The 24509-nt window shown below is 58.3% G+C and carries 16 protein-coding genes; 4 read left to right on the top strand and 12 right to left on the bottom strand.

The annotated features are described in order from the left end of the window. The first annotated feature begins 39 nt into the window (after nucleotides 1–39). Entirely contained in the window at nucleotides 40–2265 is a 2226-nt protein-coding gene (locus tag ACA063_RS10545; RefSeq protein ID WP_497665788.1) for a DUF3604 domain-containing protein, read from the top strand. Nucleotides 2266–2379: 114 nt separating this feature from the next. Then, entirely contained in the window at nucleotides 2380–3648 is a 1269-nt protein-coding gene (locus ACA063_RS10540) for an anaerobic sulfatase maturase (protein WP_497665787.1), read from the top strand. A gap of 112 nt (nucleotides 3649–3760) precedes the next feature. Here ACA063_RS10540 and ACA063_RS10535 read toward each other — a convergent pair whose 3' ends face one another. The 11 genes from ACA063_RS10535 to ACA063_RS10485 all read right to left on the bottom strand — a co-directional run bounded on the left by ACA063_RS10535 (nucleotide 3761) and on the right by ACA063_RS10485 (nucleotide 20231). Beyond that, nucleotides 3761–5395 (bottom strand): 3-(methylthio)propionyl-CoA ligase, encoded by a 1635-nt coding sequence (locus ACA063_RS10535; RefSeq protein WP_497665786.1) that lies wholly within the window; start codon nucleotides 5393–5395, stop codon nucleotides 3761–3763. Between the two features lie 40 nt (nucleotides 5396–5435). Continuing rightward, entirely contained in the window at nucleotides 5436–6269 is an 834-nt protein-coding gene (locus ACA063_RS10530; RefSeq protein WP_497665785.1) for an SDR family NAD(P)-dependent oxidoreductase, read from the bottom strand. 14 nt (nucleotides 6270–6283) lie between these two features. Next, nucleotides 6284–8719 carry an efflux RND transporter permease subunit gene (locus ACA063_RS10525; protein ID WP_497665784.1) on the bottom strand — a complete coding sequence of 812 codons (2436 nt, stop codon included), beginning with the start codon at nucleotides 8717–8719 and terminating at the stop codon, nucleotides 6284–6286. A 36-nt stretch (nucleotides 8720–8755) separates the two neighbouring features. Continuing rightward, nucleotides 8756–9814: a WD40/YVTN/BNR-like repeat-containing protein gene (locus ACA063_RS10520; RefSeq protein WP_497665783.1), complete on the bottom strand. Its 1059-nt coding sequence runs from the start codon at nucleotides 9812–9814 to the stop codon at nucleotides 8756–8758. 78 nt (nucleotides 9815–9892) lie between these two features. Continuing rightward, nucleotides 9893–11254 carry a DUF1329 domain-containing protein gene (locus ACA063_RS10515; protein WP_497665782.1) on the bottom strand — a complete coding sequence of 454 codons (1362 nt, stop codon included), beginning with the start codon at nucleotides 11252–11254 and terminating at the stop codon, nucleotides 9893–9895. Between the two features lie 33 nt (nucleotides 11255–11287). Continuing rightward, entirely contained in the window at nucleotides 11288–13117 is a 1830-nt protein-coding gene (locus ACA063_RS10510) for a DUF1302 domain-containing protein (protein WP_497665781.1), read from the bottom strand. A 68-nt stretch (nucleotides 13118–13185) separates the two neighbouring features. Further along, nucleotides 13186–14349 (bottom strand): thiolase C-terminal domain-containing protein, encoded by a 1164-nt coding sequence (locus ACA063_RS10505; protein ID WP_497665780.1) that lies wholly within the window; start codon nucleotides 14347–14349, stop codon nucleotides 13186–13188. 164 nt (nucleotides 14350–14513) lie between these two features. Beyond that, nucleotides 14514–17180, bottom strand: coding sequence for a helix-turn-helix transcriptional regulator (locus ACA063_RS10500; RefSeq protein ID WP_497665779.1), 2667 nt, complete (start codon nucleotides 17178–17180; stop codon nucleotides 14514–14516). Nucleotides 17181–17265: 85 nt separating this feature from the next. After that, nucleotides 17266–18078, bottom strand: a complete 813-nt coding sequence (locus ACA063_RS10495) for a transporter (protein WP_497665778.1) — start codon at nucleotides 18076–18078, stop codon at nucleotides 17266–17268. A gap of 154 nt (nucleotides 18079–18232) precedes the next feature. Next, nucleotides 18233–18907: a DUF3313 domain-containing protein gene (locus tag ACA063_RS10490; protein ID WP_497665777.1), complete on the bottom strand. Its 675-nt coding sequence runs from the start codon at nucleotides 18905–18907 to the stop codon at nucleotides 18233–18235. A 46-nt stretch (nucleotides 18908–18953) separates the two neighbouring features. Then, a complete protein-coding gene (locus ACA063_RS10485) occupies nucleotides 18954–20231 on the bottom strand; it encodes an OmpP1/FadL family transporter (protein ID WP_497665776.1) in 1278 nt (425 codons plus the stop codon). A gap of 470 nt (nucleotides 20232–20701) precedes the next feature. On the opposite strand from ACA063_RS10485, the gene ACA063_RS10480 reads away from it, so the two are divergent. After that, on the top strand, nucleotides 20702–22324 hold the full coding sequence (locus ACA063_RS10480) for a DUF1254 domain-containing protein (RefSeq protein WP_497665775.1): 1623 nt from the start codon (nucleotides 20702–20704) through the stop codon (nucleotides 22322–22324). A 71-nt stretch (nucleotides 22325–22395) separates the two neighbouring features. Here the strand turns inward: ACA063_RS10480 and ACA063_RS10475 are convergent, their stop codons facing one another. After that, a complete protein-coding gene (locus ACA063_RS10475) occupies nucleotides 22396–23817 on the bottom strand; it encodes a DUF1254 domain-containing protein (RefSeq protein ID WP_497665774.1) in 1422 nt (473 codons plus the stop codon). A gap of 433 nt (nucleotides 23818–24250) precedes the next feature. Here ACA063_RS10475 and ACA063_RS10470 point away from each other — a divergent pair, with 433 nt between their 5' ends. Continuing rightward, nucleotides 24251–24451 carry a hypothetical protein gene (locus tag ACA063_RS10470; RefSeq protein ID WP_497665773.1) on the top strand — a complete coding sequence of 67 codons (201 nt, stop codon included), beginning with the start codon at nucleotides 24251–24253 and terminating at the stop codon, nucleotides 24449–24451. Nucleotides 24452–24509: the final 58 nt, after the last annotated feature.

The following is a 24509-nucleotide window of genomic DNA, read 5'->3' as shown; positions in this document are numbered from 1 at the left end:
GCACCGTCCTGTCACTGCCGTGTTCCGGAGACGTGAACTATGAAAACCAATCATCACCTTACCGCACCATCACTGTTCAGGTTCGCCCTGCTCGCCCTCGCCGTCAGCACACAGGTCATGGCGGACGGCAATCCGGATCGTGAGGTTTATTTTGGCCAGACGCATTCGCATACGTCGTGGTCGATCGATGCCTACCTGATTGGTAATCATCTGGTCGGACCGGAAGAAGCTTACAAATATTCGTTGGGGATGCCAGTCATGCATCCGATGGGCTTTGAAGTGCAGCTCAAGGGTCGTCCGCTGGATTTCCATGGCGTGACCGATCACTCGGAATACGTGGGCGTGATCGCGCTGGCCAACGATCCGAAATCGGACTTCAGCAAACTCCCCATCGCGAAAAAGCTGGTCGCCAAAACCCCGGAGGATTTCAACCGGATCTTCAAATGGATTGCCGGCAGTATCAGCGGCAAACCAATTGAAGAGCTGATCGACCCGAAGGTCGCGGGCGGCATCTGGCAACAAACCGTTGCCATCGCCGACAAATACTACAAGCCCGGCAAGTTCACGACCTTCGTCGCCTATGAGTGGACCTCGGCGCCGAGTAACCAGAACATGCACCGCAACGTGTTCTTTCGCGATTCGAAAAAGGTCCCCGCCCTGCCCTTTACCGCGCTTGACTCGAACAAGCCCGAGGATCTCTGGGGCTGGATGGACGATCAGCGCAAGCAAGGCAATGAGGTGTTGGCGATCTCGCACAACGCCAACCTCAGCAACGGTCTCATGTTCCCGGTAGACGTCGATGACCGTGGCCGTCCCATCGATGCCGCCTGGGCCGAAACACGCATGCGCAACGAATCGTTGACCGAAATCCACCAGGTCAAAGGCACTTCCGAAACCCACCCGGAGCTGTCGCCGACCGACGAGTTTGCCAACTACGAAATCATGAGCTTCCTGATCGGCCTGGACAACAGCACCTCCAAACTCAATGGCAGTTACGTCCGCCAAGCCTGGCAAAACGGCATGGCCCTGCAAGAAGCCAAAGGCTTCAACCCCTACAAGATGGGGGTAGTGGGCGCCAGCGACTCCCACAACGGGGTGATTCCGTACGCACAGAACAACAACTTCGGTTCCCACGGGTTTACCGACAGCGATCCGCAATTACGGCTTTCCGGCAAGAAAAACTCGGGCATGGCGGCACTGCAAACCAGCACCTCCGGCCTCGCCGGTGTCTGGGCCGAAGAAAACACCCGTGAGTCGATTTTCGATGCCATGAAACGCAAGGAAGTGTATGGCACCAGCGGAGTGCGCATTCCCGTGCGTTTGTTTGGCGGCTGGGGTTTCGACAGTAACCTGTGGAACGAGAAAGACTGGGTGCAGGCCGCCTACGCCAAGGGTGTTCCCATGGGCGGTGACCTGCCGGAAAAACCCGGTAAAGACGCGCCGTCCTTCGTGGTGTGGGCGGTCAAGGATGCTGATGACGGCAACCTCGACCGGATCCAGATCATCAAGGGCTGGACAAAAAACGGGCAGACCTTCGAGAAGGTTTACGACGTCGCCTGGTCCGGTGATCGAGTACCGGATCCGTCCACAGGAAAAGTCCCGGCGGTGGGCTCCACGGTCGATGTGTCCAAGGCCACTTACACCAATACCATTGGCGCCACCGAGCTGAAAAAAATCTGGGTCGACCCAGATTTTGATCCGGCCCAGCACGCGTTCTACTACGCCCGCGTGCTACAGATCCCAACACCACGCTGGAGCACCTACGACGCGGCCAAGTTGCAAGTACCGCCGCCTGCCGATGTCTCGGCCACTGTGCAGGAACGCGCCTGGACCTCCCCGATCTGGTACTCGCCGAACGCCGAGGACGGCAAACTGACGGCACACGGAAAAACAATTGATGACCTGAAATCTGCAGGAGCCAAGGCGCTGACCAATGAGCAATTGCAAGCCTTCGCGGTGGGCAAAACAATCAAGGTCCGCAACACGGTGACCGGCCAGACCTTCGAAATCGCTTATGGCTCCGACGGGCAGCGCTCGGTGATCAGCGTTGACGGCAAGCCACCTTCAGACGGTGAATACCTGAACATGCTGCACGGCGGCCAGTTCGGCGTTCCGGCCAGTTACGAGATCAAGGACGGGCATCTGGTGACGACCCTCGGCGGCTCGCCCTTCGAGGCCACTGTCTTCGAGCAAAACGGCAAATACGTGGCGGCTCGCAGCAGTGAGTTTGGCTACGTGAACTATGAGGTCGAGGAGGTCAAGTAAACTCGCAGCATCGCAGCCCCCCAATCATGGGGGGCGGCCAATATGTGTTCTCCGCCTAGCCTCTATCATTGGAACCGCGGCGATCCGCCGGGCGGTCCAAACGCAGTTGCCACCATGCCTACCCACGAAACCCCGCCCCAGGGCCTGCATCTCATGGCCAAGCCCGTCGGGCCGATCTGCAACCTCGATTGCAGTTACTGCTTCTATCTGGAAAAAGAACAGCTTTACCCGCCCCGGGAACGCTTCAGCATGACCGATGACGTGTTGCGCTTGTATGTGCAGCGCTACATCGAAGCCCAGACCACCCCCGAAGTCGAATTCACCTGGCAAGGCGGCGAGCCGACGCTGCTCGGCCTGGATTTTTTCCAGCGTGCAGTCGTGTATCAACGTCAATTCGCGGGCAACAAAGTCATTCGCAACACCCTGCAAACCAACGGCACCTTGCTCAGTGATGACTGGTGCAAGTTTCTGGCTCGCGAACGTTTCATGGTCGGGATCAGTCTCGATGGTCCACGTTTCGTCCACGACCTGTACCGCCCCGACAAGCGTGGTCGTTCCAGTTTCGATGAGGTCATGCGCGGGCTCGGACTGCTCAAGCATTACGGCGTCGATTTCAATGTGCTGGTCACCGTGGCGCGCGATGTCGCCCATCATCCGTTGGAAATCTATCGTTACCTCAAGGCTGAAGGTGTTCGTCATATCCAGTTCAATCCGGTGGTGGAGCGCCAGCCGAACGCCCCGCAAATCAGTCAGGGCTTGCACTTCGCGGTCCCGCCGGAATTGCGCCTGCATGCGGTGCCGGAGCCGGCGATGGTGACGGAGCAGACCGTCGGGCCAGAGGCTTATGGCGACTTCCTCATCAAGATTTTTGACGAGTGGGTACGTCAGGATGTCGGTGAGGTTCACGTCATGAATTTCGAGTGGGCACTGGCCTCGTGGTGCCAGCTGCCAGCCTCGGTCTGCCTGTTCAGTCCGCGTTGCGGCAAAGCAGCGATCGTGGAGCATGACGGCAACGTCTATTCCTGTGATCACTACATGTACCCCGAGTACCTGCTGGGCAACCTGAAGACCGATGACCCCGCCGTGCTACTCGCCTCCCCCGCTCAACAAGCCTTCGGCGCAGCCAAGGAAGTGACCCTGCCGGCTTACTGTCAGCAATGCGATTACCGCTTCGCCTGTCATGGCGAGTGCCCGAAAAACCGCTTCATGAATGCACCAAATGGCGAGCCAGGCCTGAACTACCTCTGCCCAAGCTACAAAAAATACTTCCGCCACCTGACGCCCTACATGAACGCAATGGCCCAACTGGTGAGCCACAAGCAACCGGCGGCATTGATCATGCAGGCTTTCGCCGGTCCACTGATCGTGCCGCTGGATAAATAGCCGCAAGACCTTGTGGCGAGGGCGCTTGCTCGCGCTGGACTGCGTAGCAATCCCTCTTTTAGGGCCGCTTCGCAGCCCGACGGGAGCAAGCTCCCTCGCCACAGTGACTCTCTTATTGTTGAAAACGGAAGTCACGGAACTGCTCGCGCAGCTTCATTTTCTGCAACTTCCCGGTGGCGGTATGCGGCAATGTCTCGACAAAGGCCACATCGTCCGGCAGCCACCACTTCGCCACGCGGCTTTGCAGCACTTTCAGCAGATCGTCTTTGCTCGCGGTTCTACCGGGCTTGAGCACCACCACCAACAAGGGACGTTCCTGCCATTTCGGATGAGGGATGCCAATCACCGCCGCTTCGGCGACGGCCGGATGACTGACGGCAGCGTTTTCCAGGTCAATCGAGGAAATCCACTCGCCCCCCGACTTGATCACGTCCTTGGCGCGGTCGGTGATCTGCATGTAGCCATCGGCATCGATGGTTGCAATGTCACCGGTATCGAGCCAGCCCTCGCTATTGAGAATCTGCCCGCCCTCACCCCCATAGTATTGACTGGCAATCCACGGTCCTTTGACCAGCAGCAGACCGGAGGCCTTTCCATCGCGTGGCAGTTCAACGCCCTGATCATCAACAATCTTCATCGACACACCAAACAGCGCCCGCCCCTGTTTGGCCTGCAAATCGAGCACTTCATTGAGCGGTGCGCCGCGGTGCTTCGGCAAGGGAATGCAGAGGGTACCCAGTGGCGACATCTCGGTCATGCCCCACGCATGCAAGACGCGTGCGTCGAAGATCGTCTCAAACGTCTCGACCTGGATTCGAGGCGCGGCGGCCCCGCCGATCACCACCCGGTTCAGGCAGAGCTCGGCAGCCGGTTGCAACCCCTGCGCTTCTACATGTTGCTGCAACGCCATCCACACCGTCGGCACGCCCAGCGCGAGGGTGACGTGCTCATCGCGCATCAGCGAGTAAAGGCTTTCACCATCCAGCGCGGCACCCGGCAATACCAGTTTGGCGCCGCACATGGCCGCGGCGTAAGGCATTCCCCACGCATTGACATGGAACATCGGCACGACCAGCAACGCCGAATCCGCCGCCGACAAACCAAAGCCATCCGAGGTGCAAAGGGCCAACGAATGCAGAATCGAAGAACGGTGCGAGTACAGCACGCCCTTCGGATTACCGGTGGTGCCCGAGGTGTAACACATCGATGACGCGGTGCGCTCATCGAACTCCGGCCAGACGAAATCGCTGCTGTGCCCGGCGATCAGGTCTTCATAACAGATCAGGTTCGACACCGAGATCGCCGGCATCTGGTCGCGATCACACAGGGCAATGAAGCCTTTGACCGTTTTCAGATGAGGCGCAATTTGCTCGACCAGCGTGGCGAACGACAGGTCGAACATCAAGTACTGATCTTCGGCATGGTTGGCGATGAATTCGATCTGTTCGGCGAACAACCGCGGGTTGATCGTATGCAACACCGCGCCCATGCCCGACACGCCGAAGTACAGTTCCATGTGCCGATAACCGTTCCACGCCAAGGTGCCGATTCGGTCACCGGGCTGCACATTGAGTGCAACCAGTGCGTTGGCCACTTGTTTTGCACGGCGGCCAATATCGCCATAGGTGCAGTGATGGACCGAACCATCGGCCGTGCGCGAGGCAATATCAGTGTGTGGATGCGCCTTCAGCGCATGTTCCAGAACGGAAGAAATTAACAACGGTTGATCCTGCATCAATCCCAGCATGGTGTTGTGTTCCTTTTATTCTTGTTTGAGTCTGCGCGGATCACAGGTAGCCGATCTTCCGGGCGTCGCTGAGGATCACCCGGCGCATCAGCCGCAGGGACAGGCGTTTGAGGTGGAAGATCAGTTTGGCAAACGGCCCGACCAGCACCAGGTCCTGGCCTTTTTGCACGGCGCGAACCATCGCCTCGGCGACCAGCTCCGGCTCACAACCCTTGGCCTTGTAGTAAGCCTGCAGTCGTGCGAGCTGCTCTTCGCTGATGGAAGGCGAGACAGTGCTGCGCGATTGGGTGATGGCGGTATTGATGATGCCGGGGCAGACCGTGGTAATACGGACATTGGAATCGGCCAGTTCCATCTTCAGGACCTCACTGAAACCGAATACCGCATGTTTGGAGGCGGCGTAAGCGCCCATGGTCGGTGAGGGGTAGATGCCCGCCGCCGAGGCCACATTCAGCACCTGTCGCACCCCGCCGGCCTGAATCATTTGCGGGATGAAGTGATAGCACCCATGCACCACGCCCATCAGGTTGATGTCCATGACCCGCTGCCAGTGGGTCAGGTCGCTCTGGAGAAACTGGCCCAGATAACCGATGCCGGCGTTATTGATCAGTACATCGATCGGGCGCAGCTTCATATAGGGATGCTCGGAGAACGCGCGCATCTCCTCGTTATTTGAGACATCGAGCTGATGGATCATGCAAATGCCGCCCAGGGCTACGATGTCGACCTGGAGCTGTTTCAACGCCTGTGGATTAACGTCGGTGGCGATGATGTGCGCTCCGCGGCGGGCAAATGCAAATGCCGCCGCACGACCGATGCCCGAGGCGGCACCGGTGATCATGACTTTCTTGTTTTTGAGTTCGGGAATGGCCATGTGGTTTTCCATTTTCAAGGGACGCGACGGAGCAGGAAATGCGACAACGCCGGGATCAACACAAGGGCGCCAATCATGTTCCAGATGAACATGAAGGTCAGCAGGATGCCCATGTCGGCCTGGAATTTGATCGGCGACCAGGCCCAGGTGATAACTCCTGCCGCCAGGGTGATGCCAACCAGCGCCACAACCTTGCCGGTGAACGCAACGGAGTTTTTGTAGGCTTCGGTCAACGACAGACCGGCACGTTGTTGCGCCAGCTGAACGCTGAGCAGGTACAGCGCGTAATCGACACCGATACCGACACCCAAGGCGATCACCGGCAAGGTCGCGACCTTGACGCCCATGCCCAGCCAGACCATCAACGCCTCGCAGAGAATCGACGTCAGCATCAATGGCACGACAGCCACCACCACGGCCCGCCAGCTGCGGAAGGTGATGAAACACAGCACGATCACCGCGCCATACACGTAAAACAGCATGGTGCGGTTGGCGTCTCGCACTACGATGTTGGTCGCCGCTTCGATTCCCGCGCTGCCGGCGGCGAGCATGAACTGACGATCATCGGTGCTGTGTTCGCGTGCGAACTGATCGGCGACCTTCACCACATGATCGAGGGTTTCAGCCTTGTGGTCCGAGAGATAAGCAATCACCGGCATCATCGAGCAGTCGCTGTCGAACAGTTCGGGGTTGTTCACCGAGGCCTGTTGCGCGCCGTAGTTCAGCACGTTCTGATTACGCGCGATGGTCAGCATTTTCGGGTTCCCTTCGTAGGACCCGGCCGTGATCTGCCGCACCGCGTTGACCAATGACACAGTGGTTTGCACACCCGGTTGCTGCTGCAACAACCAACCGAGACGATCGGCTTCCACCAGGGTTTCGTATTTCAGGCAGCCTTCGCTGGCGGTCTTGACCATCACCGCGAACTGGTCGCTGGACAGCGAATAGTTCGCGGTGATGTAGGCGTTGTCGCGGTTGTAGCGTGAGTCCGCGCGCAGTTCGGGCGCACCTGGGTCAAGATCGCCGATCTTCAAGTGCGTGCTGACCACAAAGCCGCCCACCGCCAGTAATCCGGCAACCACCACGGCCACCGTCGCCCAGCGGCGCTCGGTAAATCGGTCGAGCAGGTTCCACAGACTGCCGAGCCCCTTGCCTTTGAGCTCCTTGTTTTCCTGACGCAAACTGCGCGCCGCCGCTTTCTGGCTGACACCCCAATAGGACAGCAGCACCGGTAGCAACACCAGATTGGTGAAGATCAACACCGCCACACCAATGCTCGCGGTGACCGCCAGGTCCTGGATCACCGGGATGTCGATCAGCATCAACACCGCAAAGCCCACGGCATCGGCCAGCAGCGCGGTGAGTCCGGCGAGGAACAAGCGGCGGAAGGTATAACGCGCGGCAATCAGTTGGTGCGTGCCGCGTCCCACGTCCTGCATGATCCCGTTCATTTTCTGCGCGCCGTGGGAAACGCCAATGGCGAACACCAGAAACGGCACCAGGATCGAATAGGGGTCAAGCGCGTAACCGAACAAGGTGATCAAGCCCAGTTGCCACACCACCGCCACTGCCGAACACAGAATCACCAGCGTGGTGCTGCGCACGCAACGGGTGAAGGCATAGATGATGCCGGTGGCGATCAACGCGGCCGCACCGAAGTACAGCATGATCAGCATCAGGCCATCGATCAGGTCACCGACCAGTTTGGCGAAGCCGATCACGCGGATCTTGATCGGGCCTTTGCCCTCCTCGCCCGCTTTATGTACCGCGTTGCTGCCGTCGAACTCGAATTTGTTGCGCAGCTGTTCTTCGAGCATGCGCGAGAACTGGTGATAGTCGATGGCGGCGCCGGTAACGGGATCCTTCTCCAGCAGCGGCACCACAATCATGGTCGATTTAAAGTTGTTGCCTACCAGGCTGCCAATGATCCCGGAACGGGCAATGTTCAAGCGCAGTTGCTCGACGCCGTTGGCTGAGCCGTCGTAGGAGTCGGGCATCACCGGGCCGCCACGGAAGCCCTCCTCCGTGACCTCGGTCCAGCGTACGGCCGGCGTCCATAACGACTTCACCCATGCGCGGTCAACGCCCGGCGTCAGGAACAACGTGTCGTTGACCTGTTTGAGCACTTCCAGATAGTTCGGGTCGTAGATGTCGCCGTCGGTGTTCTCCACCACCACCCGCACCGTGTTGCCCAGCCCACGCAGGGACTGGCGATTCTCCAGGTAGTTTTTGATGTACGGCTGACTCTGCGGAATCATCTTTTCGAAGCTGGCATTGAGCGTCAGCCGCGTGGCCGCGAAATAACTCAGCAGCACCGTTACGAGCAGGCAGGTCAGTACCACCAACAGGCGGTTGTTGAAAATCAGGCGTTCAAGGAAATTGCCGGAGCGTGCATCGAAGCCTTTGAGCTCTCGGATCACCGGCATCGTATCAAGGTTGTAATTACCCATGACGTGGCTCGTCTCTTTTTATTGTGTGAAGTGGGCTCATTCAAGAGGCAACTGGCGCAAGCCCTGTGCGCCTGCAATCACCACGGAACCTGACGCAATGGTCTGCACCGCAGCGGCGGGACCCAGGCGTGTTTGTGGCTGTTGCGTGAAGCTTGCACCGTCGTTGGCGCTCACCAGCACGTGGCCGGCCTGGCTGACCAGAATGATGCGGCCGTCTGCTGTGACCGTACTGGCGGTGATGCTTGAAGACACGCCCAGCTCGACCTTTTCCCAGCTCGCGCCGTGATCGACGCTGCGGTAGACATTGCCCCGCAGGCCATAAACGAGCACTGCACCCGGTTTGCCGGTGATGCCGAAATAGCTGCCGCTGTAAGGCGTAGGCACGCTGACGAATCGTTGAGTCGCAGGGTCCAGCTTCAGCACCAGGCCTTGCTCGCCGGCAATGAAAAGGTCACTGCCGATTGCCCGCATCCCATAGAGATTCAGCGCGCCTGGATTGTCGGTGCGGTCCATTAATGGAACCCAGGTCCGGCCGCCATCGTCGGTGCGGAAAATCAAGTTGAACGCGCCGACGATGTAGCCGGTTTTCTCGTCAGCGAACCACACATCCAGAAAGGGTTTATCCGCCCCTTCATCAATCATTCGTTGGGCATCAGCCAGTAAAGCGTCGTCCGGCTCCGGTTGCCGCTGATAGTGTTCGAGCATGATCTGCCCGACCTGACGGCCATCGAGCTGAAGCTTCCAGGTTTCACCGTTGTTGTCGCTGTGCAACACCACGCCGTCGTGTCCAACTGCCCAGCCCTCTGTCGGGCTGGGGAACTGCACGGCCACCAGATCGGAACTCACGGGCACTTGTGCCTGATGCCAGCTGACGCCAGCATCATCTGAATAAAAAATATGGCCGCGTTGGCCCACGGCGACCAGACGTTTACCTGCACTGGCCATCCCGGTGAACATCCCGCGAATCGCCTTTTCACTCCGAATCGCGGGGCTCGACAGTACATCGACGAAGTCCGCGGCGACCACAGATCGGGTAAATGGCACAGCCACCGCCACGCTCAGCGCAGCGAGCGTTATCCATCTAAATGCATTCATGAGGTTTACTCGGCAAAAAAAGCCGCCGGGCAGCGAGGAGTCCACTGCCGGCGACAAAAAAACACCTGTGGCTTTGGCTTAGCGAATGCCCGTGCCAGCCAATGACTCAGGTGCCCACTGCGCTTTCGAAAGCGGGTCGATGTACTTGACGCCGCCATACGGGCCATAGACGCCGGTGATGTTGTAGCTACCGGTGACAAAGTCATAAATCATGTGGTTGTCGGAGTTCGGCGCCTGCACGTCATAGCTGTAAGCCATGTGCGCAAAGGAACCGCGGTACAGCTTGCCGCTGGCGTCGTATTCATCGGAGGCCAGGGCAATCCAGCTGTCTTCGTCAATGTAGAAGGTGCGTTTGCTGTAAATGTGACGCTTGCCGGGTTTCAGCGTGGCCTCGACCACCCATACGCGATGCAGCTCCCAGCGCATCAAGTCCGGGTTGACGAAGTGCGGCGTGGTGATATCCGCCGCTTCCTTGTGGTAGTTCAGCTTGTAGGTGTTGTAAGGAATGATCATTTCCTTCTTGCCTACCAACTTGAAGTCATAGCGATCCATGGCACCGTTGAACACCCAGGCATCGTCATAGGTCGAGGCACCGGCCGAGCCCGGGTTCGGCGTGTCGTAAGCGATGTCCGGCGCGAGTTTCACGCGGCGCTGGCCCGGCAGGTACTGCCAGCCACGACGCTCCATTTTCAGCGGATTGACGGCATCCTGCACCAGGATGGCTTCACCAGCGCGGCGGGCCGGGGCCTGGTAATAGAGTTTGGTCTTGAAGAACAGATCGGTCTCTTTTGCCGGCTCCGTCCGTTTCGGATCGTAGAGCGTGTATTCCAGATAAGCGTTACCGGTGGTGGCCAGAATCGCCCTGCCCGAACCGTCAACGTTCCAGGAATCGTATTTGAGGTTGGTGGCGTAACCCTGATAGCGCAACAGGTGGTTCCACATCGCCTCATAGCCATCTTTCGGCATTGGGAACGGCACGCCCGGCAGCGCGTTTTCCAGCGCTACACCGCCCTCTAGCGTTTTGGTGCCGACGGCGTTTTTTGCGGTGTTGTCGAGCAAGCGTTGAGGCAGTGCAACGCTGCGATGGGTCGGAAACACATCGACCCGGAACGTCGGGTAACGCTTGAGCAGTTCTTGAGTGGTGGCGGTTAGTTTGTCGGCGTATTGAGCGATGTTTTTACCGTCAATGACCGCGCGTGGCTTGTCGGCCTCATAAGGGTCAGGGCGAAACGAACTGCCCGTCTGGTAACTGGCCGGCGGCGCGGTGATACCACCGGTGTAGGCCGGAATGGTGTTGTCGGCGTTGCCGGCTCTTTCAGCGCCGACAGCGGTCAGGCTGCTACCCAGTTTGGCAGCTTCATCGGGGGAAACGGCTGCGTGTGCCGCGCCTGAAATGGCAACGGTCAAGGCAGTAAACAAAAGCGTGTTGACGAACTTCATGGAGAAACTCCTGCTATCAAGCAAAGACTTCGATCAAATGGTCGTTTTAAAAGTAAATGTGACCATGCCTCGATCCTTGAGCTGAGGTGGCGTACCGCCGAAAGCAGTGGTCTGCCCCGGTACACAGTTGTATTGACCATTGGCCCCGGGTGCGGCGCCCGCGCCTTGTGCACCCGCGCTACCGGCGGAATCGCAGGTGTCGAACGGGCCAAAGTTGTCGACGTATTTCAGGTCAAACCGGTACTGGTTGTGCACGTCCATGCCGACGCCCACCGAGTAACTGCCGGAGTCCTCGTTACCCCCCAGCTGAATAGCCGAGTTGCCGTTGAGGCCAACGTTGTAGGTCATCGGCAGGAACATATCGATGCCGGGGAACACCTGATACCAGGTCGGCGTGAAGTTGACGCCCAGGACGTAGTTGTCCTTGGTGACCTTGTCGACACCGCGATACCAGTCTTCGCCCTTGAACAGTTGTTTGTTCTCGGTGACGTCCAGCCAGCGGCTGTAGGCGAGTTCGACCAGCAAGTTCGAGCTGTCCCAGACCGGCGTGTCGCCAAAGGTGGTCAAGCCGTTGAGTACTGCGTGAACGGTGTTGCCGCGGGCCACGCCGTTGTCGCCGTCGAAATTGCTGATGAAGCCTGGCAGACCCGCAGCACCCGCCGCCGGATTGACCGTTGCCGGCACGCTGGCCAGCGGCATGTTGTGGCGATAGTTCAGGTCGAAACCCACGCTGACGCCTTCGAAGCTTTTCGACAGGCTGATGCCGTAGATATCGATGTCATCGACATAGAACTGGTTGTAGCTGCCGGCATTGCTGGAGATCAGTTGCGCCGGGCCTACCGCGACAGGCTGCAACGCCAGGTTGGGCAGAATATCGGACGTCTTGCGGTAGTAGAGACCCAGCGTGCCCTGCAGCCATTCTGGGCTCCACTTGGCCATCAGGCCGAAGTCACCTTGTTTGTCTGGCTTGAAGGTGTGGCCGTTGTTAAGCCGCAGAAACTGATTGGCGCCCAATGGGCCGGGCGTACCGAAACGGGGATTCTGCCCGCCGATCGATGACAGGTTATGCCCGCCATTTTGAATGCCGTCGTTGAACCCCAGGTAAGTGCCCGACTCCGGCAACCGTGCCGCGTCCCAATCCAGGAAGTACTGCGTGGCGAGGGTCAGTTCCGGGTTGAGTGTGAAGCTGGTGGACAACTGATTGCGCGGAATGAACAGCTCTTTGGCTTCTGTTCCCGGCACTGCCAGAGCCTTGGACAAATCCAGACCCGACTGGCCGTAACTGTTGCCATGAGCAAAGGCGAGAATGCTTTCGCCCCAATAAACAGTGTGCTTGCCGGCCTTGCCGCTGAGCAGCGATTCCTCGCCGACTTCCGTACTGCCGAACACGAAGGCGTCGAGAATTTCCGAAGAAGGCCCGTTGTAATAGCGATCGGCGTAACCACTCTGGTGACGGGAATCCGGCTGGCCGCTGTTGAGCTGATTGGTCGAAGCGTTGTCGCTGCCGATGTCGTCGTAGGCGTGGTCGTACCAGGAGTTGGCGCTGACACGGAAACCGAGTTTCTCTTTGTAAACCACGTCCAGTTCGGACAGCACGTCCAGTCGCTGGGAAACCGCACTGCCGGAGGAGAAGTTGCGATCCCCGTCATTGTTGTTCCAGGAATTGGCCAACTTGCTGTTGGGCGACTCCACGCGCTGGGCGTAGTTGAACTTCAGCGTGTTGTCGAAACGAACCGTAAAATCTTCATTTCCCGTGTTGATCTCGACGGCGTGTACAGGCGCAATGCCAAGGCCGGTGAGAATGGCCGAGGTCAGCAACCTCTTGCGGAAGTTTGCATGGCAGATCTTATTATTTTTGTTCATCAAACGTGCCACCTGCTCTATGGTTTACGAAAAGTCATGGGGTGAATCGCGGTGCACTGAGCCTCCTCTCAGGTGCGCTGCAAAATGCTGACCGACACTACCCGGCCCAAGGCTGTGCTGTGCTGGAGAGCCGTACGCGCACCGGCAATTTGCCGCCCGTCGGCCATGCCGCGCAGGTGCCAGACCAGCTCGACCAGTTGCGCCAGCCCGGTAGCCCCCGGAGCGTGTCCACGCCCCAGCAAGCCGCCCGACGGGTTCACTGCATTCATCTGGCCTTTCAAGGGGCCGTTGAGCTGCACAAAATGGTCGATGTCTTCCTCCCGGCAAAAGCCCAGCGCGACACTGTTGACCATGAAGTCTCCGACGCTTTGGTCATGCAACTCAGCCACGTCGATGTCTTCCGCGCCAAGTCCCGCCTGCTGATAAGCCTGCTGCGCCACTCGCCGAGTGGTCGCCCGGCCCAGCACATCCAGCACGCAATCCGATTCCTGCTCCGAGGTGCTGTCACTGCCTCTGACACTGGCCAAAACGGCGACGTCCGCCCGCGCGCCGAAGCGCAATGCGAAGGCCGGCGTGCAGATCAGCACGGCCGCCGCACCGCAGGCTGGCGGGCACAGATAAGGTGGAAGCCAGCCGTCGCGATCCGGCACACGGTTCAATACGGCATATGGGTTCAGTCCGGCTTGAATTTGCGCCCGCTCCAGCACGTGGTCGAAGCTGCTTTCGGCAACGCCCAGCCGCGTCAGCAGCCAACTGGTTTGGGCCGCGAACAGCATCGCCGGGTGCTGTCGACGCCCGATAAAAGCGCTGGTGCTGTCACCCTGCACGACCGTTGCCGCCCCATCCCGAGCGAGCTCTTTCAAACCGAAGAACTCACGATTGGAAATACGCGCAGGCATGCACTCGACACCCACCACCAACACGCATTCAGCCTGACCACACAGCACACTGTTGCGGGCCAACTGAAACGCGCTGCTGGCAGAGGCGCAGCCATCGGCGAGACTGAAAACCGGCACGCCGGAGTAGCCGATCTGCGACAGCATCTGCTCGGCAATACCCGCTTCGCCGTCGACGCAGGAGGTAAACACCTGATCGACCAGGTCATAGTCGATTCGCGCATCGGCCAGCGCCGCACAAATGGCCTGCCCCGCCAATGTCGCGTGACTGTCACAGCCACCCAGCGGCAGAAACGGCGCCATTCCCGCGCCGGCGACCAGCACTTTTCCAGACATAAACCCTGATCCCCACCTGCCGATGCGCATTGGCGCTCTTGTTGGGGCCAGACTATGGCGAAGCCGAACAGCACAACCCCCCATTGACAGGGGGGGTGGCTGGAAATCGGATTGGGGGATTTGAAGGATGTTCCGGACGGATCACCCTGCGCTGTGGAAGGGCATCAGCCCGCTGTTTCGAGGATCCCCAGCATGTACGCTCGCGCCACGACATGCTGCCGCGTACCGGCCTGGAATTTTCCAAACAAGTTTTTCAGGTGCCACTTCACGGTTTCCTCGCCGACATTCAGGGCCAGGGCGATTTGCTTGTTCGACAGGTTGCGAGCCAGCAGCTGCAATACCTCGCGTTCCTTGGGTGTCAGCAATCGACTAGGTGAAACACTCGACAGTGTGGACTCCGCTGCCGAAACAGGTATGGGCACCGGTCCTGCTGCGGCAGCCTGGACAGTTTTACGCTGCAGCGCCTGTACCCATTTGGTCAGGTCTGGATGGGTGTCCTCCACCACGCGCTGCATACCATTTTCTTGTGCGAGACTGACCGCTTCGAGCAAGAAATCCTCTCCCTCTTCGGACGTCGCCCTGAGCGCCAATGCCTTGAGTAGTTTGATCTGGACAATTTCCCGGCCGCGGCGCAAGCGCTCTGCTGTGTCACTCACCTTGTCCAGCACTACGAGCATGGCCTCCCAATCCCGCTTGGCCAGCAGGACATAAGCGTTGGCTACTCCCGCCAGCAAGACCAGCTCCGTACCGAGCAACCCGGACGCTTCGCGGGCATCGATGGGCGTAACAGCGTCCAGCCGTCGCCGCAACGCCTGACAGGTATCGCTGCGCCCCTGCAAGGCATGCAGACGAATCTGCTCGCCCAGTGACGCCATGCAGAACCTGGGAATGCCACGCTCTTCTCCGAGGGCAAACAACGCTTCAAGAAGGTCCTGCCCGCGATGTCCCTGCCCCAGCAGCGAGGCCAGACGGGATGCGGTGATATAACCCAGCACAATCGCATCCGGCGAAGCGAGACGCTCCACCATGTCCATCCGGTTCGCCAATACTGTACTGGCCTCCTGAGTCTCCCCCCGCTCGAGCATTACCGTCGCCAGAGCAGTGGCCATCATTACGGCAATCGGGCTGCGTCGGCCAATGTCACGCTCAGCCCGCAAAAGACTGCCGCGCAAGGCCGTTTCCGACGACAGCATTCGCCCTTCCCACAGGTAAGTCAGGCCGACCACCCACTCGCCGAAACCGCGAATGGCATCCAGGCCGGAACTCCATTCGTACAGGGGGGCGCGTTGAAAGATCCGCCGGGCTTTTTCCGGTTGTCCTTGAGACAGGGTCAGTCGGGCAATCTGATTCGCCACAATGGCTTGCACTTTGATCGGGAACGAAGGCAACCGATCAACCCAAGGTGAGATGAGTGCCAAAGACTCATCCGGTCGATCGGCAAAATAAGCCGCTGCGGTTTCAATGGCGGCAGCCTCGCATCGGGTGGCCTCGTCGGCGGAAGGATGTTGTTCGATGGCGGCAATCAGTCGTGCGGCTTCAGCCTGACGCTCGCCCATCGCCAGCGCCCACGCGGCGGCCAGGCAGATGCGCGGATGCGACAGCACAACCTCGGGCTCAAGCTCTTCAATCCATTCCAGCACTCGACTGAATTGGCCACGCAACATTACTTCATACAAGCATTTTTCAATCATTGCGTAAGCGGGGTTGGGCAGACCTGCCAACAGATACTGACGCGCTGCCTGCTCCAGGAATTCGTGCTGTTGCAGCCAGTCCGCGGCACGTTCGTGAACACCCTGACGCTGTTCCGGGGGCAGTTGTTCAAAACGGCCCAGAAGGAACTCCCGGGCCAACGGATGAATGCGTACCCAGTCGCTGTCGACACTCTCGACGAAAATAGGTGTCGAGACGCACAGTTCCTGGAGCAACTCTTCTGCGCGCGGATTGCCTGTGAGCGCGACGCATAAAGAAGGATGAACCATCTCAAGCAAGGCAACCCCGGTCAGGAACCCGACCTGTTCTTCCGAGAGTTGGGCCACCAGGCTATCGACGAAATAGCGCTGGATATCGCCAGTGCATTTCGACAACTCTTCGATGGCCGCACCTGGATTCGGGCTCTTTTCCATTGCCGAAATGGCCAGCTGCAAACCCAGGGGCCAACCCTCGGTCACCTCATGCAGGCGTACACAGAGATCAGCGTCGATCTTTGCGCCAAAGCGCGCCGTGAGTATCGCAACCGCTTCTTCAACGCCAAATCGCAAGGCTGTCCTGGTGATTGTCGCGTACCGCCCCCGTGCTGTGAGGTCAGCCACTTGCAGATTCAAACGCCCGCGCGAGGCCATGATGACCCGCAGGTTGGCTGGCGCGTTATGCAACAGGTAGGTCAGGGAATGGCTGACTGTCACCTCGGGCAAGGCGTCCGCTTCATCCAGGATCAACACGGTCTCGCTGCCCAGATCGGCAACTTCCGCCAACCATTGTGTCAAGCCTTCGAACTCGTCACGACCAAGCCCCGGAACACGTTCGAAGGCACGAGCAAAGGACGGCCGGCCACTACCAATCGCCATGGCTGTGCCCAGCCCATGGACAAACCGGGGGCTGTCGTCATGCGCATCCAGGGTCAACCAGGCCACCACCGCACCATAGGACAGACACTCACGGCGCCACTGGGTCAGCAGAAACGTCTTGCCAAAGCCTGCCGGTGCGTGAACGGCGATCACCACCTTGTCAGTCAGCTCTGGGGTATCGAGGGCCAACCGGCTACGGATCCGCGCCGACTTCTGGCTGCGCGGCGGCGTGGTTTTGAGGATCAATTGTGGTTCTATGTGATCCATTTCTTCAGGCCTTAATACAGAACAGTGGGCTCGGCCGTAGACCGTGATTACTCAAGCAACGCTGAAAAATTTGCAGCGATTCCTGTTATTTTGGAAACAGGAGCGTATACGCCATCCGAAATCCCCAGCCATGAGCGCCATCTTCAGGGCTGTCTGCCCAATAGCGTGGTCCGATCTGGAGGCTCATGGGTTGCTTGCCGACCTTGAACAACTGAGTCACGAACAGATTGATCGGTACATTCCATTCCTTGGCCTCCCAGTCATAAGTGGATTCGGTGTTAATGCCAAAACTGGTGTAAGTCTTCGTGGTGTACACCAGAAACGGTTGCAGGTAAGTCTGGTTCACTTTTTCTTTGTCATCGGGCGGGCTGTTGTCCAGCGACCAGATGTGGTTGGCGAGAATACCCGTCGTCCAGCCGTGTTCCTGCTTCAATGCGACCGCCGTCGGCCCTAGTCCCCACTGCTCGCTGCTGAGTAATTCATCGCTGCCGGTGGGCAACAGCAATGCTGGCCCTACCCCCCAGATCCAGCCACCCTCGGTTGGCTTTTTCGGCGAGAAGAAAAAGCTTTGCGACGTGTCGCCTACGCCGCTTTTATCGGCGCCACCGCCCGGCACCAGCCCATGCTGGTCGATGATCGGCAGAATCGTGCGGGAAATCAGGTTCCAGTCCTCGTTCAGGTTGAACGGTAAGACCGGCTGAATATTGGTCACGCTCTGAATCCCTTCTCCGCTGGGCCCCATTTTCTGGTTCCAGTTGTACTGGATCGGCAAGCTGTACAGCGCCGCGACCGGGTTCAGTGCCTGCTTGGCCAGCTCGGCCTGGCTGTCCGCGAAGCTGTTCACGGAAACGTTCAAAGCGATAAGTGACACCAGAGGCAGCTCAATGCGCTTGTTCATGTCGAACTCCCGATCGATGTGGCAGATCGGCTGAACCTGATCCGCCACATCGTCTGTTGCGTCAGCCGCGAAGCTATTTGATTTGCGCTGACACTGGCTTGGTCCACCGGCCTTCAAGTGCTTCGGATTTCGGCCAATAAAGATCCGCTCTCACCTATTTGAGGAACGATTGAAGATCGCCGGTCATCGCCTTGATAGCCGCCTTGAAGTCGTTGGCCGTGATTTTCTGACTGGTGTTTTGCAGGTTTTCCCCAAAGACCTTGCGCACGACTTTGGCGACCGGTTGCCCGGTGCTGGCATCAACCAGATCAGCCTCGATATACAACTCGGTGTTCTGATCACGATGTCCGGTCGCGGCCTGGGTCGCCCCCACTACAGCGGCGACGGGGACCACTTCGTACCACTTCATGCCTTCGTTTGTAGCCGTCACGCCGGTGATAGCCGCATGCAGGATCAGTGCGCGTTCGCCCTTGCGAACGTCCCTCGCGCTCGGAACGACCCGGTAATTCTGCTCCAACGCCTGCCTGGCGCTTTGAGTGGTGAAAGCCTGCAACTCCTGCAAGGTTTTCATATCCACACGTTCATTCGGCTTCGGGGCCGGATACAGTTCCAGGCGCTCGAACACCACGGTCGAGTAGGCCGAAGGCTGGAACCCCGGTGCAACCCAACGCATCACCGTTGCCCCGCTCGAGGACTTTGTTTCCTGCAAGCCGTCATAACTTTTGAGAAATCCGGAGTACTGTTCTTTTTCGGTGACCTTTGAAACACAACCTGCCAACAACAGGCTGCTGAGTGCGACACCTACGATCCATTTATGGGAACGACTCATAACACGATACTCCTTGGGGTTGAGGTGCTACATGACCAGACTCTGTTCAGTAGCGCCAAGTCATGTTGGCCGTCAGGGCTTGAATCCAGGCGTTGTCGAACTCGCCTGAAGTGCGATTGCCGGACAGGGATTTGGTCTGGTCGATGGACATATCGCCCATCCACACGGTGACCCAACTGAAGTTCAGGTCGCTCTCTTTATTCAGCGAATATGTGAGGCCAGCGGCGAAGCGCCAGGAAGCGCCCATGGGCACAGTCAGCGTGCGATTGCCATCGGACACGGCCGAGGTGTCATAGGCAACACCGAAGTCCCAGAGCAAATCGAGGTTCATCTGGTATTGCGCGCCCAGGGCCAGTTGACAGGTGTCCTTGTAATGCGCATCGATCGTGGTCGCCCGGGCACCGCCGGCGTTGGTGTCCACGTCGATGCCTATGTCGCCGAATTTCGACCAGTCCTGCCAATTGACCGAGGCCAGCAACGCCCATTGCGGGTCCAGTTGCTGATACAGGCTGAGGGTGGCGGTCTGCGGTACTTTCAGATCGATTTCGGTATTGGTTCCATTGAGTCGACTTACCAGCGGACCACTGCTCTTCACATCCAGGCGATCTTCGAAATCCAGATCGACCTGACTGGTGTAAGCCAGGCCGATACGAGTGCCCGGTTGCGGGGCATAGATCACGCCAACGTTGGCGCCATAACCCCAATCGCTATCCTTGTATTTGTATTGACCATCCGCACGATCCGTCAAACCAAGGGGCGACTGGTCAATCGCAGCCTCTGACTTCAGCATGCCGTACATGGCTTTCACGCCGACACCGACGGACCATTGCTCATTGAAGCGATAAGCCACGCTGGGCACCAATGACAAGCCGGCGATGCTCGCGTTCTGCACGAAATAACGTCCGGACCAGTCGTTGTCGAAGTTTTCCGCGAGACCAAAATCGCCATAGGAACCGAATCCGACGGACCACTGGTCATCCAGCTGATGGCTGATGAAAAAACTGGCGCCAGGTATTGGATCAAGCACGTTGCCGCTGCCGGAGCCTGGTGTATTGGTATCACTGTCGCGTTCGAACGATAGATTGCCGAACAGGACCTGCGCGCCGGCGGTGATTTGAGTGCCACTTAGATAGCTCAGACCTGCGGGATTGCTGACAATGGTCGAAGGGCCTTGCGCCCTCGCCGCTGCGCCGGCATTGGCCAGGCCGGTATTATCCGTGGCGGTTTCATACAGCATCAGCCCGCCAGCAACACCTCGCCCACTCACCAGGAGTGTCAACAATCCAACAAGTGAAATAGACAGCGCACTTTTATTCGACTGCATGAAGTCCCTCTCTAATGATGTTCAATCACTTTCGATCAGGTAACAGCGCAACCGGTGTTTATGGCGAAGTGAAGTATTGCTGATGATTCGACATTTTCCATTTGCGCCCTGTCATAACCGCAAGTAAGCCGCCAATCGTGGTTTTACCGGACAGATGGTTGCATTAGAGGGGGTTGAAGCACTTCGCACCCCCCCACTCACGGGGGGTATCTTTCGGTGCCATTGAGCTGGAGCAATGGCAAATGTGCACCTATGCTTGGTTTGCTGGAAAAATCGATCAAGCAGACTGTGCTGCTCCGACTATGGTGCCCAACATTTGTAAAAGGTCATCCGAGCGAATCAATGTCAGTACCCTCAGTGATGACGAGAGCGCAAGGAGAGTGATTGACCGCGCCCTGAGAAATGTCACTGCGCCATTAGTTCCTAAGTTTGGGTAGTCAATGCATTTGGCATTCATCAGGGAGAACTTCATGACGCAAATTCTCAAACCAATCACCGTTCTGGCAGCTTTTGCCGCGCTGGCGATACCTGTGATAAACGCGGCGCAGGCGGCCACCGAAATTCCCCCGGGAATCACTACACCCGATCGCATCGAGACTCGTATCGGTACGTTGGAGTTCAAGGACGGCGCACCGAGCGTAAAAACCACACAGGACGTCTACGACACCCTGGCTTTCACTCGCGGCATAGATGCGTTCATGAACAGTTTTTCAGGCGCATCAGCCTATGCGATTCGCGAGGGCTTCCACAGCATTGGGGCAGACGACAACACGGTGATCATCTTCTCCGAGTTGATGGACTCCCAATCGCTGTTTCTCACCGCCAACGCCGACACTATCTATACACTCGCGGTCCTCGATCTGACAAAGGGGCCGCTGGTGGTTGAAGTGCCACCAAAGTCGCTCGGCACGCTAAATGACATGTGGTTCGGCTGGATCATCGACATTGGCGCACCTGGCCCTGATCGGGGTGAAGGCGGCAAATACCTGATCGTACCGCCGGACTACGAGGGTCCGCTTCCGGACAGTGGCTTCTTCGTAGGCCGATCGAAAACCAACCATGTGCTGTACGCCGTTCGTGCCTTTATGGAGAACAACGATCCCAAGCCTGCTGTCGACCTGATCAAAGACAAGCTGAAAATTTATCCCTACACACCAGGCGGCTACGGCACCAGCATTGCCACGGCACTGGCGGGCCAAATCAGGCTGGAGCCGAATCCGCCGATACCGCCGACAAAATTCGTGGAAGGCAGCGGCAAATCTTTCAACACTATTCCTCCTAATGACTTCGCCTATTACGAGACGCTGGACAAGCTTGTGCAGCTGGAACCCGCCACCTCGTTCAACCCGGAACTCCTGGGCCAACTGGCGGCCATTGGCATCGTCAAGGGCAAGCCCTTTGCTCCGGACGAGCGGATGAAAAAGATCCTCACCGACGCAGCGGCCGTGGGCAATGCGGCGGGACGATCACTGAACTTTCGTGCTGCCGATTATCCCGGCTGGGCTTACTACCCGAATTCGATGTGGGCCAACATGCTATGGCAGGGCGGTTTCGACTTCGAGACACCGCCGCCAATGATCACCAAGGAAGGCTTGTTCAAGGCATTACCACCGACAGGCGCCCGAACGCTTGATTCGCGCACAGCCTTCTATTACGGCTACACCATGGATTCGCCGGGCATGATCATGCGAGTGCCGAACGTGGGCTCGCAGTACCTCATGGGCTTCTCGGATGCGCAAAAGAATCCCTTTGATGGCGGCAAGACCTACAAGGTGACCCTGCCACCGAAGATTCCAGCGGCCAAGTTCTGGTCGTTCACCGTCTACGACAACCAGACGCGCTCCATGCTCCAGACACCGCAGCGCTACCCACGAGCAGGCAGTCAGACCTACCCTTCACCGGCGGCTGTCGAGAACGCGGATGGCTCCACGACGATCTATTTCGGTCCTTCCAAGCCAGCCGACGCCAAGGCGGGTAACTGGATTCAGACCACGCCTGACAAGGGCTGGTTCACGATCCTGCGCCTCTACAGCCCGCTTGAATCGTTTTTCACGAAAACGTGGCGGCCGAGCGAGATCGAACAGGTTCGGTGAAGGGGCCACCGGTCTTTGTCAGGCTCGAGTGTGGTCGGCGCTGTTCACCAGCGCCGATCTCTGCGGATGGCTCAGTCGGCAAGCACCAGTGGTGGTACTTGCCACTTATTCATCTTGTCCTGCGGGCCATAGATGCGCAGCGCCAAGTAGATCGGACCGTCGGGCGCAGGCAGCCAGTTGCTTTCCTTGTCCTTGCCCGGTGAGTCCTTCTGGATGTGGAGTGTCAGCGAGCCGTCGGCATTCTTCTGCATATTCGACAGCATCGGCGAGTTGATCAGATAGCGCTGGATCGGATTGGCAACCAGCAACTGCGTGGCTCCGTCGTACATGGTCACTGACCAGAACGCGTTCGCCGGTGGTAACTGACCTGCGGCAAACGTCAGGCTGTATTTGTGTTTATTACCATCCAGCGTCTCGCCAGTGGGCAGCGTACGGGTCAGTGCATAGCGCGCTTCGGAGGCATCCAGGGCGTAAATGCCCGCTTTGGCCACGACGGCGCGGGCCTGCCAATCGCCGTTATAGCGCTGACGATCGCCGCCGCCCTCGTTCATGAGGATCCAACCGTTGATGGGCTGGCCGTGGTGCGCAATGCCCTGGTTGATGCGCAGGTCGCCGGCAGCGGCCCCGGCAGCGAGTTCCTTGCCATAGACGGCGGCGATGCGCTTGAAATGATCTGTCTCGCCATTGCCGATACCGATGCCCGCGAGTTTTTCACGGATGGCTTTTTCTTCAGGCGCAGCGGGCGCAAAGCGCAATGCGAAGTCCAGATAGGTAAAGAAGTTTTTCTTGATGGATTCCCTGTCTGCGGGCGGGAAATCAAGGGGCTGAGCAGCCGGTGGCGCCGGTTGCTTCAACCAGCTCGACAGGGGCTGCACCTTGTAGCCGGCTTGTATGGCTTTGACATTCTCGATGTCTTGCGGTGAAAACAGTTGCGTGCGGTAGCCCGCCAACGAGAATTGCGTCGTCGAGCGAAACAGCTTCTTGATGCCCTTGGGCGTCTCGCCTTGCCAGTCGGGGCCGACGACCAGATAGTCGCCCGGTTCGCCAGCGGTGGCGATACTGCCGATCAGCCCGTAATTGTAGGTATTGCCGTCACACAACATCACAGAGTAATAGCGCCCTTTTTCTACCGGCGGCACGCTCAGCACCATCGGTTCGGCACGCAGGTCCAGCGAAGCGAAGGAATAGGGAGTATCGCTGTTGGCCGTGACCACGGCCTTGTCTTCCGGTGTGAACACGCGGGGGATGTTGTGCAATTGATTGAATGGCGCCTTGTACTGCGGCGAACCTTTGTCTACGGCATAGGAATACATCACACCATAATTCATCACGATGGGCAGGCCGTAGATATAGGCTTCTTCGGCGATGCTCTGAATACGCGCGGCTTCGCTGGCGTCATGTTCCAGGGGAGGCGTTTGCGCAGTGGCCAGATTGGCCAATAACAAGACGGTGGCAGCAAGCGCACTGCGCAGCATGGTAGGACAAAGATTCATTGTGTCTCCTCAGGAGATATTGGAAGTCGGCGCTTTTTTTCCGCGTCGAGTGTCGAGACTTTTCTCTGCTCGACATCGGCCAAACTTGAACAGATTGACCGTTTTGAGAATCGGTGCCCCCCCGTTGACGAGGGGGGAAGAACTCTAAGGGGGACAACGAAGGGAATGAGACTCTAATAAGGCATGTAAGCCTTAATGCTTGTGAGCGGAAACATTGGGGGTGACTGGCAGTGCACCCGCGAGACACAAGGTGGTTGGTAGTGCCGGAGCAGTGACGCCTGCTCGATACCTGCGCGTTTTTGCTGACCTCTAGCTCGAACGGATTCACTACATTCACATCGCCAAAGACCTAACTGGCGAAGCCATCGAGATCGCCACAGCGTTGGGTGAATCTGCGCAGCACTTAAATACGCGGGTCAACAACCGGCTGGACATGGCACGCCTCGAATCCAGCAAAGTGGTCCTGAATCAGCAGTGGCAACCTATCGAAGATCTCGTGGGCAGTGCCCTGCGCGAGGTCCAGCCGATTCTGGGCAGGCAGTCGTTTCAGGTCGCTCTTGACGATGATTTACACACGGTATTGAGCGAACTCGTCCTCATCAACCTGATCGAGAACGCCGTTAAGTACACATGACCCAAACCAAAGAAGTGAGCCTTACGAGGCGTTAAAGCACTGCTAATTTTGTCGGCCA

Source organism: Pseudomonas sp. LBUM1643 (assembly GCF_059716215.1).
The sequence above is the reverse complement of the archived record's forward strand: the minus strand, read 5'-3'. Positions and strand labels throughout refer to the sequence as shown.